This is a genomic window from Hasllibacter halocynthiae, assembly GCF_003003095.1.
Lineage (GTDB): Bacteria > Pseudomonadota > Alphaproteobacteria > Rhodobacterales > Rhodobacteraceae > Hasllibacter > Hasllibacter halocynthiae.
Genome location: NZ_PVTT01000001.1, coordinates 329,491 through 343,610, shown reverse-complemented (window position 1 = coordinate 343,610; position 14,120 = coordinate 329,491). Strand labels below are relative to the sequence as shown.

The following is a 14,120-nucleotide window of genomic DNA, read 5'->3' as shown; positions in this document are numbered from 1 at the left end:
CTACTTCTTCAGGCCGGCCAGCGCGGCAGCGAACGGGTTGTCGGGATCGATCCGGTCCTTGCTGCGCCGGTCCGGCGCGGCGGCGTAGGTCTTGGGCTTGCCGCCCTGGGCGCCCTTGCCCTTCGGCCCCTTCGCCTGCCTGCCCTGGGACCGGCCCTTTTCCTGGCCCTGCGGGCGGCGCCCCTGGCGGTTCGGGCGGCTTCCGGCCCAGGTGAAGGTGTAGAACACCTCCCTCTCGGCCTCCGCGGGCGCCTCCGCCTCGGACCCGGTGGAGGCGTCGGACACCGCGGCCCCCCCGCCGGAGGGCGCAGCCCCCTCGCCCGCCTGCGAACCCGCCGCGGCCTCTTCGGGCCCGCCTGGGGCCGGCGCGGCCCCGCGCGCCTCCTCCTCGACGGCCTGCTCGGCGCGCGCGGCGTCCACGGCCTCCCCCCCGTCCTCGCGCGCGGCATCCCCGTCCGCGGTGGGTTCGGCAGGGGCCTCCATGGTGCCCGGGGGGCCGGCCGGGGTGGGGGGCAGATCCGGGCCGGGCGCGGGCTCGGGCATAGGGTCGGGACGGTCGGGCCCGGTGGGAACGTCCGGCAGCTCGCCCGGCCGCTCGCCGGGGGTCTCGCCCGGCCGCTCGGCCGGCGGGCGTCCGGCGCGGAGCTTCGGGCGCTCGCCGCGCTCGGCCTTGTAGCCGAGGCCGCGCATCAGGTCGGCGAAGCCCTCCAGGGTCATCCCGGTGATCGACAGCATGTCGGCCTTCGCCTCGAAGCCGCCGCGTGTGTCCTCCCCGCGGATCATGTCGGCCAGCCGCTCGAGCATGTCGATCCGGACCGCCCGCTCTCCGGCGGCGCGATAGCCGGCCATCGCGTAGTAGCCGGGCGCCGCCCCCTTCTCGGCGGGGATCGTCACCAGGCCCGGCGGCGGGGCCTCGGGAAACTCGTCCAGACCCTTCGACAGCGCCCACAGCACCAGCCGCAGGCGCGTCGGCGCGGGCTTCAGCAGGTCCGGCACGAACACGGTGAACTGCCCGAACCGCACCTTGTGCCTCCGCAGGAGCGCGCGATCCTCCTGCCCCAGCTCCTTAACCTCGCGCGCGACGTCGCCGCGGGGGATCACGCCGAGGTTCTCGACCAGCCGGAAGGCGAACCCACGGGCGAGGCCGGTCAGCGCCTCGTCCTTCCGCATCGCGATCAGGGGCTCGAAGAGGGCGGCGACCCGCCGGTCCACGAAGTGCTGCAGCCGCCGCGCGACCTTGTCCCGCACCTCCGCCTCCGCGCCGTCGTCCACGAAGGGATGCACCTTCGGCGACAGCGGATCGTCGCCGCGGACGAGCTTGCCGACCGCCTGGTCGCCCCACATCAGGCCGCCCTGCTCGGTCACGTCCATCTCGGTGTCCGGGGCGTTGTAGAACCGGTCCGCCAGCCGCGCGATCTGCGGGCCCACGACCTGCGCTGCCGCCTGGCGGGCGGCCTTGGCCTCGCCCGCGTCGCCGCCGCCCTTCGCCGGGCGGAAGCGGAACCCCTCCAGCCGGCCCAGGGGCTGCCCTTCGACGATGACCTCGCCTTCCGCGTTCACCTCGGCCACGATGGCCTCCTTCTGCTTCAAGCGCTTCAGCAGGACGGACGTCCGCCGATCCACGAATCGCCGGGTCAGCGCCTCGTGCAGCGCGTCCGACAGCCTGTCCTCTACCGCGCGCGTCTCGCCGCGCCAATGCTCGCCTTGATCCAGCCAGCCGGCGCGCTGGGCGACATAGGTCCAAGTCCGCACGTAGGCGAGGCGCTTGGACAGCGTGTCGATGTCCCCGTCGACCCGGTCCGTCCGCTTGACCTGGCGCGCGAACCAGTCGTCCGGCACGCGCCCCAGCTCGCCCAGGTGGCCGAAGATGGTGGTCAGGATCGCCGCATGCTCCCCCGGGCCGATGCCGCGGAAGTCCGGGATCGTGCACACGTCCCAGAGAAGGCGGACATCCGCCGGCGCGCGGACGCGGCGGCGCACCTCCGCGTCCTCGGCCAGCGCCTTCAGCGCGGACAGGTCGTCCGTGTCCCGCGTGCGCGAGAGCCAGGGGTTCTCCGTCCGCTGCTGGAGCGAGGCGAGCAGCGCGCCGACCGATCCGAAGCGCAGGTCGCTGCTGCGCCATTGCAGCTTGCGCACGGGCAGGAAGCGCGATTCCTCGATCGCCTCGACCACCTCGGGGTCCAGCGGCGCCGCCTCGCCCGTCACCCCGAAGGTGCCGTTCGCCGTGTGCCGCCCCGCGCGCCCCGCGATCTGCGCCAGCTCGCCCGGCTGGAGGGGGCGCATCCGCGTGCCGTCGAACTTGCGCGTGGAGGAGAACGCGACGTGATCCACGTCGAGGTTCAGGCCCATCCCGATCGCGTCCGTCGCGACGAGGAAGTCGACCTCGCCCGCCTGGTACATCTCCACCTGCGCGTTGCGCGTCCGGGGGCTCAGCGCGCCCATCACGACGGCCGCCCCGCCCCGCTGCCGGCGCAGCAGCTCGGCGATGGCGTAGACGTTCTCGACCGAGAAGCCGACGATGGCGCTGCGCGGCTTCATGCGGCTGATCTTCTTCTCGCCCGTGTAGGTCAGGGTGCTGAACCGCTCGCGCCGCAGGAACTGGGCGCGCGGCACCAGGGCGCGGATCGCCGGGGCCATCGTGTCCGCCCCCAGGAGCAGCGTCTCGTGCCGCCCCCGCGCGTGCAGGAGGCGGTCGGTGAAGACGTGCCCCCGCTCGGGGTCGGCGCAGAGCTGGATCTCGTCCACCGCAAGGAAGTCGTGCCCCTGCCCCATGGGCATCGCCTCGACCGTGCAGACCCAGTAGCGGGCGCGGGCGGGGACGATCCGCTCCTCCCCCGTCACCAGCGCCACGGCGTTCGGCCCCCGCGCGGCGACGCAGCGGTCGTAGACCTCGCGCGCGAGCAGCCGCAGCGGCAGGCCGATGACGCCCGTGCCGTGCGCGAGCATCCGCTCGATGGCGTAGTGCGTCTTGCCGGTGTTGGTGGGGCCGAGGACGGCGGTGACCCGTCCTTCTGGATTGCTCATGGGATGCCCTTCCGGGGGTCCGTCAGATCGGCGTGCCCTGCAGCTCCGCCTCGATCATCTCGATCAGGGCCTCGACGTCGGGATAGGCCGGGTGGATCGCCAGGGCGCCGCGCAGCGCCTCCAGGGCGATCTCGGGCTCGTCCAGCTCCGACAGGACGAGGCCCATGCCCGCCAGCGCGTCGTAATGCCGGGGTTCCAGCTCGATCGCCCGGCGCAGGTCGTAGAGCGCGAGGCCCGGCCGCCCGGCCAGGTAGTACGCCTCCGCCCGGTCGACATAGGGCTGCGCGAAGTCCGGCGCGTGGTCTATCGCCGCCGACAGATGGTCGATCGCCGCCTCCGGATCCTGGTCCTCCAGCGCGTCGCGGCCCCGCTTCAGCAGGTAGTCGACGCTCTGGCTGCCCGACCGGGACCAGAGGCGCTCGATCCGCTGGGCGATGCGGTCGTGCTGCCCCTCGGGCGCGATCCGCAAGGCCTCCAGCAGCTCCTCGGCCGTCTCCGGCACGCGGGGCGCGGGGCGCTCCGGCGCCGCGGCGGGGGCGCCGCCGGGCGAGGCATGGGGAAGCGTCTCGGGAAGGGCGTCCTGCGCCGTCGCGGGTCCGCCGGGCGCGGCGGCGGCGACGGCCAGGGCAGCGGCCAGCGCAAGGGACGCCACGGCACGCTTGGGCGGGGGTGCGATCCGTTCCATATCCCCCAACATAGACCCACGCGCGCCGGGCGGAAGGCCCGCGCCGACAAAGGAAGGCCCAAGCCCATGTCCCAAGTCATCGACGAAGCCGTGCGGAAGCTGAACGCCAAGCTGGACGGCGGCTTCGACGGCTCCGCCAAGTTCGTGATCGAAGACGAGGGCGCGATCATGCTCGACCAGCAGGGCGCGCGCGAGGCGGCGGATGCGGGCGAAGACGCCGACGTCACCATGACCGCCGACGCGGAGACCTTCCGCGCCATCCTCGAGGGCGACATGAACCCCACCTCCGCCTTCATGACCGGCAAGCTGAAGGTCGACGGCTCGATGGGCGAGGCGATGAAGCTGGGCTCGGCCCTCTCCTGACGCGGGGGGCGCGGGCGGTGGACGGCGAGGCGACCTCTCCGGGCGACGCGCCGTTCCACCGGGCGGTCGCACGCCCCCCCGCGGGCGACCCGCAGCCCGACGCGCCCACGAGGGCGCGCTGGATACGGGCGGCGGACGGGGTACGGCTGCGCACGCTCCTCGTCGGCCCGCAGGACGCCGCCGAGGAGGTGCTGATTCTTCCCGGCCGCACCGAATACGTCGAGAAGTACTGGCCCACCGCGCTCTGGCTCGCTTCGGAGGGTTTCCGCGTCCTCGCCATCGACTGGCGCGGACAGGGCCTCTCGGACCGGCTCGACGGCGACCCGGCCCTCGGCCACGTCGTGCGCTTCGAGGACTACCAGCGGGACGTCGCGGCGCTCGTCTCGCTCTGCGGGGGCGGCCGGCGGCACCTGCTCGCGCATTCCATGGGCGGCTGCATCGGGCTGCGGGCGCTTGGCGAGGGGCTGTCCGTGGCGACGGCCACCTTCTCGGCGCCCATGTGGGGGATCGAGATCGCCCGGCACGAGCGGCCGTTCGCCTGGGCCCTCTCCTGGCTCGCGGGGCGCACGGGGCGGGCCAACCGCTACGCGCCGGGCCGGGGCCCCGCGCCCGTCGCCGACGTGCCGGCCGAGGCGGGGATGCTGACCACGGACGAGGAGACCCTCGACTGGATGCGCCGTCAGACCGCCGAGGTTCCCGCGCTGGCGCTGGGCGGCCCCTCGCTCGGCTGGCTATGGGAGGCGCTGCGCGAGATGCGCCGCCTCCACCGCGCGCCCTCGCCGGACGTGCCCTGCCTGACCGGCCTCGGCACCGCCGAGCGGGTCGTCGATCCGGCCCGCATCCGCAGCCGCATGGCCCGCTGGCCCGGCGGCAGGCTCGTGCTCCACGAGGGCGGCGAGCACGAGCTCCTGATGGAGCGGCCCGCCCTGCGCGACGCGTTCCGCGCGCAGATCCTCGCGCACCTGCGCCGCTGAGTGGGCCGCGCCCTCCGCCGTGGGGGCGCGCCGCTCAGCCGTCCGCGATCCGCGCGGCCTCGCGCGCGCCGGCCAGCATCCACGCGTGCTCGGACCCGACGACGAAGGCCGTGACGCCCCGGTCCGCCCACTCCGCCGCTTTCGCGGCGTTCGGCACCCACGTCGCGAGCGGCACGCCCGCCGCCTCCGCCGCCTCGCGGCAGGCGGCGAAGGCGGCCGCGACGTCCGGGTTGTCGATGGACTGGTGCCCGTATCCCACCGAGAGGTCCGCCGGCCCCACGAACAGCGCGTCGATCCCGGGGGTCCCGGCGATCTCGCGGGCCGCCTCGACGCCCTCGGGCTCCTCGATCTGGGCGATCACGCAGGTCTCGGCGTCCTGCGCCAGCACGTCCGGCATGGCCCGGCTCGCCCATCCCGCCCAGCGGCTGGACCCCGCGTAGCCGCGCCCGCCCCGCCCGAAGCGCGCCGCGCGCGCCATCGCCGCGGCCCGCCCGGCCGACAGGACGTGCGGCACCACGAGGCCGACCGCCCCCGCGTCCAGGGCCTGCAGCGCGTGCTCCTCCCGCGCGGCGGGGATGCGGACGAGGATCGGCAGGTCCAGCGCCCGCCCGATCCCGCAGCAGAGGTCCATCTCCCTGCGCCCGAAGGGCGCGTGCTCGGCATCGAGGCAGAGGAAGTCCAGGCCCGACAGCGCGAGCACCTCGACCAGCTCCGGCGCGGGTGTCTTCAGGAACGTCCCCGCCATCCGCCCGCCCCGGCCGAGCCGCGCCCGAAATCCCGCCGTCCGCTCGCCCATCGCATCCCTCCCTCTTCCGCCCCGGCCTAGGCCTCCGCCCGCCAAAGGTCGAGATCGCCCGCCCCCTGCCCGCCTCACCGGCGGCAGGGCCCCTAAGACGCCCCGCCTTCCATGCCGCCCCGACCGCCGGACCCCGCGGCGTCCCGCATCCCGCCCCGCGCCGGCCCCAGCCCTGGCCCCGGCCTCCCGAACCCCGCCTTCCGATCCCTGCCTCGAAGCCCGCCCCCTCGAGCCCGGTCGCGAACCCGACCACCGAACACGCCCCCAGGCCCCCAAGCCCCGAACCCGGAAGGCGCGCCGCACGCCGCGACGCCCGCAGGCGGGCGCGGGATCGGGCGCACCGCATGGCAGTCCATGATCGCGGCCCCCGCCCGCCCCCAGCCGGTCTCGGGCCGGCTCGCCCGTCCGAAGCCCTCGCCGAATGGCCGCCCCCCCTCGGCCCACCCCCCGGGCATAAACGTGCGCGGAGTGGGCGTGCGCGGACGCGGGCAGGCTCGAAGGCGCAGGCTGCCTGCTCGCAGGCGTGCAGGCGCGCGCGGCGCCGCCGCATGCGCGGGCCTGCACGCGGAAGCCAGGCGGAAGCGCAGAGGAACGATTGGACGGCGGGACGGCCCGAATGGGCGGGGCCGCCGGTCCTCCGCAGCCAGGGGCGTTCTTCGGGGCCGCCGCGCGGGCGACGGCCGGGCAAGGGCCGCCAGCACTCCGCCAGCACCACGTCGGGGGCATGGGCGCTCGCGCGGCGATCTGCCGGTTGCCGCCCTCGCCGGCGGACACGATGGACGGCAGGGCGCGCATGCCGGCGGCCGGACCTTTCGGGGGCGGCACGTTGGCGCGGATCAGTCGCGCCGGACGCCCGGATGCCTCGTCCTGGGGCGGGACCTTCCGCAAGGGGCGCCCGCCCGGCCCCCTGCCCGAAGGCCCGTCATCCGGCCGCCTGCGCGTTTCCGGCCCAGGCCATGGCGCACCGGGTGTCCCCTCGGGGCAGGGACGCGCCCCATGGCCCGCGCGGGCCCGTGCGCTAGGACTCAGCCGCATGGCCGACGTCCTTCGCTTCACCGAACGGGGCATCCACTGCCCCGCGGGCGACTTCTTCATCGATCCGTGGCGCCCCGTGGACCGCGCCCTCGTCACCCACGGCCACGCGGACCACGCGCATGACGGCATGGGCCGCTATCTCGCGACGGAGGCCGCGCTGCCGGTCATGCGCCACCGCCTGGGCCCGGAGGCGGTGCTGGAGGGCATCGCCTATGGCGAGCGGCGGCGGATCGGCGGGGCCACCGTCTCCTTCCACCCGGCGGGGCACGTCCCCGGCAGCGCGCAGATCCGGGTCGAGGTGGGCGGCGAGGTCTGGGTCGCCTCGGGCGACTACAAGACCGCGCCCGACGGCCTCTCCGAGCCGTTCGAGCCCGTGCGCTGCCACGCCTTCATCACCGAATCGACCTTCGGCCTGCCCGTCTTCAAGTGGCGCCCCTTCGAGGAGGAGAACGCCGCCATCGACGCCTGGTGGCGCGCCGCGGCCGCCGATGGGCGCCCGGCCGTCGTCGGCGCCTACGCCCTGGGCAAGGCGCAGCGCATCCTCGCCTCCGTCGACGCCTCCATCGGGCCCATCCTCACCCACGGCGCGGTCGAGAACACCAACGCCGTCATGCGCGCCCAGGGCATCCGCCTGCCGGACACGATCCGCGTGACGCCCGAGACGCGCATCAAGGACCATCCCGGCGCCCTCGTCGTCGCCACCCCCTCGGCCATGGGCGGGCCGTGGATGCGCCGCTTCCCGCAGGCGGCCACCGCCTTCGCGAGCGGCTGGATGGCCATGCGCGGGGTCCGCCGCCGCCGAGCGGCGGACAAGGGGTTCGTCATGTCCGACCACGCCGACTGGCCCGGCCTGAACGAGGCCGTCGCCGCCACCGGCGCCACCCGCGTCTTCGTCACCCACGGCTACACCTCCATCTTCGCCCGCTGGCTGCGCGAGCAGGGCTACGACGCCCGCCCCGTCGAGACCGAGTACGAGGGCGAGACGCTGGATTCGCCCGACCCCGGCACGGCGGAGGACGCCGCATGACCCGGCCGCCGCCCCTCGACGCGCCGCTCGTCCCTCCCCGTGCCTCGACGGCGGCTCGGGCGCGCCTCCGCCGCGAACGGGCGCTCGGCCGCCGGGCCGGACCGTCCCTGCCGCTCGCCCCGTCCGCAGGCACCCGCGGGCGCGGGACCGCCCTTCCCGGGCGTGCCGGATGAAGCGCTTCGCCCAGCTCTACGAGGCGCTCGACGCCACCACGCGGGTGCTGCCCAAGGTCGCCGCGCTGAAGGCCTATTTCGAGGACGCGCCCGAACGGGACCGCCTCTGGACCGTGGCGCTCCTTTCCGGGCGGCGGCCGAAGCGCACGGTGAACGCCACCTTCCTGCGCGAATGGGCGGCCCGGGCCGCCGGTATCCCCCTCTGGCTCTTCGAGGAGAGCTACCCGATCGTCGGCGACCTCGCCGAGACGATCCAGCTCGTCCTGCCGGACCCCTCTCGCACGGCGGACCTCACCCTCTCCGGCTGGATCGACCGCATCCGCGCGCTCGCCGCCCTTCCCGAGGCCGAGCGCCGCGCAGACGTGCTCGACGCCTGGGACACGCTCGGCGGGACCGAGCGGTTCCTCTTCAACAAGCTCATCACCGGGCAGCTCCGGGTCGGCGTCTCGCAGAAGCTGATGTCGCGCGCCCTCGCCCAGGCCACCGGCATCGAGGAGGCCGAGATCGCCCACCGTCTGATGGGCCGGTGGGCCCCCGACGACGTCACCTGGGACGCGCTGATCCTGACGCCCGACCCTTCGGCGGACCTCTCGCGGCCCTATCCCTTCTACCTCGCCTACCAGCTCGACGACCCGCCGGAGGGCCTCGGCGACCCCGCGGCCTGGCGGGCCGAGCACAAGTGGGACGGCATCCGCGGCCAGCTCGTCCGGCGGGGGGGCGAGCATCACCTCTGGTCCCGCGGGGAGGAGCTGATCACCGACCGCTTCCCCGAGATGGCCGCCACCCGCGACTTCGTGCCCGACGGCACCGTGATCGACGGCGAGGTGCTCGCCTGGGACCACGAGGCGGGCGCCCCGCTGCCCTTCGCGCGCCTCCAGACCCGGATCGGCCGCAAGACGGTGCCGAAGAAGCTGCTCCAGGAGGCGCCGGCCGTGCTGCGCGCCTACGACGTCCTCGAATGGCAGGGTCGGGACGTCCGCGCGCGCCCCTTCGACGAGCGGCGCGCGATCCTCGAGGGGCTGATGGAGGGGGTGCCGAAGGACGCGCCCCTCGACCTCTCGCGCCTTCTCGCCTTCGAGGGCTGGGACGACCTCGCGGCGATCCGCGCGGGCTCGCGCGCGCTCGGGGCCGAGGGCGTGATGCTCAAGCGCGGCGACAGCCCCTATCGCGACGGGCGCCGCAAGGGCGACTGGTGGAAGTGGAAGGTCGACCCCCTGACCGTCGACGCGGTGATGATCTACGCCCAGCAGGGCCACGGCCGGCGCGCCGGCCTCTTCACCGACTTCACCTTCGCGGTCTGGAACGGGGACGAGCTGACGCCCTTCGCGAAGGCCTATTCCGGCCTCACGGACGAGGAGTTCCGGCGCATCACCGCCTGGGTCCGCCGCAACACGCTGGAGCGGTACGGCCCCGTCCGCGCCGTGAGGCCCCACCACGTGTTCGAGATCGGGTTCGAGGGGATCCAGGCCTCGCCCCGGCACAAGTCGGGCGTGGCGCTGCGCTTCCCCCGGATGCTCCGCTGGCGGCACGACAAGCCCATCGCCGAGGCCAACACCCTCGGCGACCTGAAGGAGATGCTCGCCGCCTACGGCTGAGGGCGCGCGTTCCGGCACCCCTGCCGGTGCGCCGGGCGCACCTTCCCCGCCGGCGCCCCCGGAGGCCCCGTCCGCCGGCACCCCCGCCCCGCGGATCAGCGCGAGGACCAGGGATGCGATGAAGGTGATTCGTCGCATGACGCCCACCATAGGGGCGAAACGTGAACCGAAGGTTGACGCGGTGGACGAAGACCCCTCGCGCCCCACCTGCGCCGGACCAGAGAAGGACCGACCGATGCCAGACGCCCCCCAGGACCGCATCCCCGCCGGCGAGGCGCCCGCACGGATGCCCAAGGTGCCCACCACCCGCGCGCCCCTCGGGGCCTGCGACGCCCATGTCCACATGCTGTCGGGCCCGGAGCACGCCCTGTCGGGCACCCACGCGGAAAGCCCTGCCGAGATAGGCGGCTACGAGGAATGGCTCACCCTGTTCCGGCTGCATCTCGACACGCTCGGATGCACCCGCGCGGTGATCGTCCAGTCCATTCTCTACGGCACGGACAACACCGTCACGCTCGAGACGGTCGAGCGTCTCGGCGACATGGCCAGGGGGATCGTCCTCGTGACCGGGGACGTCTCGGACGGCACGCTCGACGACCTCGCGCGGAGGGGCGCGAAGGGCATACGGATCAACTACGTGCACGGCGGCGTCCTCGACTGGCCCGGCGCGAAGGCCCTCGCGCCCCGCCTCGCCGCGCGGGGGATGCACGTGCAGATGCTTCTCCATGCCGACCGGCACATGGAGGAGGTGGCCGAGGACGCGCGCGCCCTGCCGTGCCCCCTCGTGATCGACCATGCCGGCTGGCCCTCGGACCTGGGCCCTGGCCCGCGATCCCCCGGATTCGCCGCGCTTTGCGACGCGCTGAAGGACGGAAACGTCTGGGCGAAGCTCTCCGCGCCCTACCGGCTCTCGCCCGACTGGGACGACACGGACCCGTTCGTCCGGGCGCTCGTCGCCGCCAATCCCGAACGCTGCCTCTGGGGCTCGGACTGGCCGCACATCATGCTCGGCGGCGCCACGATGCCCGACGCCGGCAGGCTCCTCGACCGGTTCATGGAGCAGGTGCCCGATCCCGGCGACCGCCAGCGGATCCTCGTGGACAACCCCGCCCGCCTCTACGGCTTCTAGGCACGGCTACACATCCCGGGCCGCCGCGCCTACATCGCCACCGACCCGAACCCGGAGACACCCATGCTCGACGACACGCTCGGCACGCTTCCCGAATGGGACCTCGGCACCCTCTACGACGGCCCAGAGGATCCCCGCATCAAGGCGGACTTCGAGCGCGCCGAGACGGAATGCGCTTCCTTCGCAACGGACTACGAGGGAAGGCTCGCCTCGCTCGACTCCGGCGGGATGCTGGAATGCGTGCGGCGCTACGAGGGGATCGACCTCATGGCCGGGCGGCTGATGTCCTTCTTCGGCTTGCGCTACTACCAGCACACGACCGACGCCGCCCGCGCCAAGGCCATGTCGGACGCCCAGGACCGGATCACCGAGGCGACGAAGCCCCTGGTCTTCTTCTCGCTCGAGATGAACGAGATCCCGGACGGGGATTACGAGCGGACCTTCACCACCGGCGATCTCGCCCGCTACAAGCCCGTCTTCGACCGGATGCGCGCCATGAAGCCGCACCAGCTCTCCGACGAGCTGGAGAGGTTCCTCCACGACGCCTCGACCGTCGGGGCGTCGGCCTGGAACAAGCTCTTCGACGAGACGATCGCCGGCCTCCTCTTCGAGGTGGACGGCGAGGAGATGGGGATCGAGGCGACGCTGAACCTCCTCACCGACCCGGACCGCGACAGGCGCGAGGCCGCCGCTCGCGCCGTCGCAGAGGTCCTGAAGGCGAACGAGAAGACCTTCGCGCGCGTCCACAACACCCTCGCCAAGCAGAAGGAGGTCGAGGATCGCTGGCGCCGCTTCGACGGCCCCATGGCCTCCCGCCACCTGGCCAACGACGTCGAGCCCGAGGTGGTCGAGGCCCTGCGCGACGCCGTCGTGAAGGCGTATCCCCGCCTCTCGCACCGCTACTACGAGATGAAGCGGAAGTGGCTCGGGCTGGACAAGCTGCAGGTCTGGGACCGCAACGCCCCCCTGCCGATGGAGGACGACCGCCTCGTTCCCTGGGACGAGGCGAAGGCGACCGTGATGGGCGCCTACGGGGGGTTCGATACGCGCATGGCCGACCTCGCCCGGCCCTTCTTCACCGAAGGCTGGATCGACGCGCCCGTGAAGCCCGGCAAGGCGCCCGGCGCCTTTGCCCACCCGACCGTGGCGGATGCCAACCCGTTCGTGATGCTGAACTATCTAGGGAAGCCGCGCGACGTGATGACCCTCGCGCACGAGCTGGGGCACGGGGTGCACCAGCGCCTCGCCGCGCGGCAGGGCGAGCTGCTGTCCGCCACCCCCCTGACCCTCGCCGAGACGGCGTCGGTCTTCGGCGAGATGCTGACCTTCCGCGCCATGCTGGCCGAGGCGCCGGACGACCGGACGAGGAAGGTCCTGCTCGCCGGCAAGGTCGAGGACATGATCAACACGGTCGTTCGGCAGATCGCCTTCTACGACTTCGAGGTGAAGCTTCACGACGCCCGCCGCACCAGGGGCGAGCTGACGCCGGAGGACATCGGCGCGCTCTGGATGTCCGTCCAGGGCGAATCCCTGGGCCCGGCCTTCGATTTCATGGACGGCTACGAGAGCTTCTGGGCCTATGTCCCGCACTTCGTCCACTCGCCATTCTACGTATACGCCTATGCCTTCGGCGACGGGCTCGTGAACGCGCTCTATGCCGTTTACCAGGAAGGCGAGGAAGGCTTCGAGGACAAGTACTTCGCCATGCTGGAGGCCGGCGGCTCGAAGCACCATTCCGAGCTGCTGAAGCCCTTCGGCCTCGACGCTTCGGATCCGGCCTTCTGGAACAAGGGCCTCTCGATGATCGAAGGCCTCATCGACGAGCTGGAGGCGCTCGACGCCTGATCGCGGCCGCCCCGCCATGCGGCTTGCCTGGGCGGGGCGGCCGGGTCGGTCCTCACTTCAGCTGGCTGTCCTTCGAGCCCCGGCGGTTGATACCGCCGCGCGCCTCGGGCCGCCGCTCGCGCCCGCCCGCGCATTCCACGCAGAGCTTCACGCCCGGCAGGGCCTCGCGGCGCGCTTCGGGGATGGGCTCGCCGCACTCGGCGCAGTCATACGCGCTCTCGCCCGAAGGGGCGCGATGGGCCCGCAGGCGCGCCAGCTCGTCCTGGATCGAGGCTTCGATCTGCTCGTTCACCGCGCCGTCGCGCGTCCATCCGCCAGCCATGGCATATCCTCCGGTGAAAAAGGAAGCGCCCCCGCGAAGGGGGCGCTCCGCGGCTCGGTCGAAGGGGGCCGGTCTAGGCCGGCTCCTCCTCCAGAAGGCCTTTCTCGGCCGCCAGCTCGCGCATGCGGCCGGACAGCTTCTCGAAAGCGCGGACCTCGATCTGGCGGATCCGCTCGCGCGAGACGCCGTAAACCTTGGAAAGATCCTCCAGCGTCTCGGGCTCGTCGGCCAGGCGGCGCCGGGTGAGGATGTCGGCCTCGCGCTCGTTCAGGACGTCCATCGCCCCGGCGAGCATCTCGCGCCGCACCTCCAGCTCGTCGCGCTCGGCGACCTCGCTGGCCTGGTCGGCGCTGTCATCGGTCAGCCAGTCCTGCCACTGCGCGCCGGAATCGCCGTCCTGCGCCCCGACCTGCACGTTCAGCGAGGCGTCCGAGCCGGCCATCCGCCGGTTCATCGAGACCACCTCGGCCTCCGTCACGCCGAGCTGGTTCGCGATGGTCGCGACGTTCTCGGGGCGCAGGTCGCCCTCCTCCAGCGCGCCGATGCGGTTCTTCGCCTTGCGGAGGTTGAAGAACAGCTTCTTCTGCGCCGAGGTGGTCCCCAGCTTGACCATGGACCAGGACCGCAGGACGTATTCCTGGATCGACGCCCTGATCCACCACATAGCGTAGGTCGCCAGCCGGAACCCCTTCTCGGGGTCGAACTTCTTGACGGCCTGCATCAGCCCCACGTTGGCCTCGGAGATGACCTCCGCCTGCGGCAGGCCGTAGCCGCGATAGCCCATCGCGATCTTGGCCGCGAGGCGCAGGTGGGACGTGACCAGCTTGTGCGCGGCCTCCGTATCCTCCTGCTCGACCCAGGCCTTGGCCAGCATGTATTCCTCCTCCGGCTCCAGCATGGGGAACTGCCGGATCTGCTGGAGGTAGCGGTTCAGCCCCTGCTCGGGCGAGGGGGCCGGAAGGTTCGCGTATGTCGCCAAAATGCACTCTCCCTCTCTTGGGGTATCGATATAGGAACTGAACCGATCGGTTCAATATCTGCCTCGACGGTTACGGGGCGCCTGGCGGAAGAAGAATGACCCGCGAGTCCCCGCTGTTCCAATCCCCTTCGGGCGCACGGGCATCCCCGCGGCCGCGCACACGTCCCCCGGCA

At 73.3% G+C, this 14,120-nt stretch carries 11 protein-coding genes; 6 read left to right on the top strand and 5 right to left on the bottom strand.

Annotation, left to right across the window (positions count from 1 at the left end):
- Nucleotides 1-3,024, bottom strand: a complete 3,024-nt coding sequence (locus tag BCF33_RS01735; protein ID WP_106159216.1) for a helicase-related protein — start codon at nucleotides 3,022-3,024, stop codon at nucleotides 1-3.
- A gap of 22 nt (nucleotides 3,025-3,046) precedes the next feature.
- Nucleotides 3,047-3,709: a tetratricopeptide repeat protein gene (locus BCF33_RS01730; protein ID WP_245883684.1), complete on the bottom strand. Its 663-nt coding sequence runs from the start codon at nucleotides 3,707-3,709 to the stop codon at nucleotides 3,047-3,049.
- Nucleotides 3,710-3,775: 66 nt separating this feature from the next.
- On the opposite strand from BCF33_RS01730, the gene BCF33_RS01725 reads away from it, so the two are divergent.
- Nucleotides 3,776-4,072 (top strand): SCP2 sterol-binding domain-containing protein, encoded by a 297-nt coding sequence (locus BCF33_RS01725; RefSeq protein WP_106159215.1) that lies wholly within the window; start codon nucleotides 3,776-3,778, stop codon nucleotides 4,070-4,072.
- 17 nt (nucleotides 4,073-4,089) lie between these two features.
- Nucleotides 4,090-5,046, top strand: coding sequence for an alpha/beta fold hydrolase (locus tag BCF33_RS01720; protein WP_106159214.1), 957 nt, complete (start codon nucleotides 4,090-4,092; stop codon nucleotides 5,044-5,046).
- 34 nt (nucleotides 5,047-5,080) lie between these two features.
- Here the strand turns inward: BCF33_RS01720 and BCF33_RS01715 are convergent, their stop codons facing one another.
- A complete protein-coding gene (locus BCF33_RS01715; protein ID WP_106159213.1) occupies nucleotides 5,081-5,842 on the bottom strand; it encodes an HpcH/HpaI aldolase family protein in 762 nt (253 codons plus the stop codon).
- A 1,033-nt stretch (nucleotides 5,843-6,875) separates the two neighbouring features.
- On the opposite strand from BCF33_RS01715, the gene BCF33_RS01710 reads away from it, so the two are divergent.
- From BCF33_RS01710 to BCF33_RS01695, 4 genes are all read left to right on the top strand, one after another.
- Nucleotides 6,876-7,904 carry a ligase-associated DNA damage response exonuclease gene (locus tag BCF33_RS01710; RefSeq protein WP_106159212.1) on the top strand — a complete coding sequence of 343 codons (1,029 nt, stop codon included), beginning with the start codon at nucleotides 6,876-6,878 and terminating at the stop codon, nucleotides 7,902-7,904.
- 169 nt (nucleotides 7,905-8,073) lie between these two features.
- Complete coding sequence (locus BCF33_RS01705; protein ID WP_106159211.1) at nucleotides 8,074-9,672, top strand: ATP-dependent DNA ligase; 1,599 nt, start codon at nucleotides 8,074-8,076, stop codon at nucleotides 9,670-9,672.
- Nucleotides 9,673-9,907: 235 nt separating this feature from the next.
- Nucleotides 9,908-10,801, top strand: coding sequence for an amidohydrolase family protein (locus BCF33_RS01700; RefSeq protein ID WP_245883683.1), 894 nt, complete (start codon nucleotides 9,908-9,910; stop codon nucleotides 10,799-10,801).
- 63 nt (nucleotides 10,802-10,864) lie between these two features.
- Nucleotides 10,865-12,646, top strand: coding sequence for a M3 family oligoendopeptidase (locus tag BCF33_RS01695; protein ID WP_106159210.1), 1,782 nt, complete (start codon nucleotides 10,865-10,867; stop codon nucleotides 12,644-12,646).
- 52 nt (nucleotides 12,647-12,698) lie between these two features.
- Here the strand turns inward: BCF33_RS01695 and BCF33_RS01690 are convergent, their stop codons facing one another.
- Together BCF33_RS01690 and rpoH are read right to left on the bottom strand one after the other, a co-directional pair.
- Nucleotides 12,699-12,968 (bottom strand): DksA/TraR family C4-type zinc finger protein, encoded by a 270-nt coding sequence (locus BCF33_RS01690; protein ID WP_106159209.1) that lies wholly within the window; start codon nucleotides 12,966-12,968, stop codon nucleotides 12,699-12,701.
- A 73-nt stretch (nucleotides 12,969-13,041) separates the two neighbouring features.
- Entirely contained in the window at nucleotides 13,042-13,947 is a 906-nt protein-coding gene (gene rpoH, locus BCF33_RS01685) for an RNA polymerase sigma factor RpoH (protein WP_106159208.1), read from the bottom strand.
- Between the last annotated feature and the right edge of the window lie 173 nt (nucleotides 13,948-14,120).

What these genes read in the sequence shown, in the direction of transcription:
- BCF33_RS01735 (WP_106159216.1), bottom strand. Translation starts at nt 3,024, where the DNA reads ATGAGCAATCCAGAAGGACGGGTCACCGCCGTCCTCGGCCCCACCAAC.
- BCF33_RS01730 (WP_245883684.1), bottom strand. Translation starts at nt 3,709, where the DNA reads ATGGAACGGATCGCACCCCCGCCCAAGCGTGCCGTGGCGTCCCTTGCG.
- BCF33_RS01725 (WP_106159215.1), top strand. Translation starts at nt 3,776, where the DNA reads ATGTCCCAAGTCATCGACGAAGCCGTGCGGAAGCTGAACGCCAAGCTG.
- BCF33_RS01715 (WP_106159213.1), bottom strand. Translation starts at nt 5,842, where the DNA reads ATGGGCGAGCGGACGGCGGGATTTCGGGCGCGGCTCGGCCGGGGCGGG.
- BCF33_RS01710 (WP_106159212.1), top strand. Translation starts at nt 6,876, where the DNA reads ATGGCCGACGTCCTTCGCTTCACCGAACGGGGCATCCACTGCCCCGCG.
- BCF33_RS01705 (WP_106159211.1), top strand. Translation starts at nt 8,074, where the DNA reads ATGAAGCGCTTCGCCCAGCTCTACGAGGCGCTCGACGCCACCACGCGG.
- BCF33_RS01700 (WP_245883683.1), top strand. Translation starts at nt 9,908, where the DNA reads ATGCCAGACGCCCCCCAGGACCGCATCCCCGCCGGCGAGGCGCCCGCA.
- BCF33_RS01695 (WP_106159210.1), top strand. Translation starts at nt 10,865, where the DNA reads ATGCTCGACGACACGCTCGGCACGCTTCCCGAATGGGACCTCGGCACC.
- BCF33_RS01690 (WP_106159209.1), bottom strand. Translation starts at nt 12,968, where the DNA reads ATGGCTGGCGGATGGACGCGCGACGGCGCGGTGAACGAGCAGATCGAA.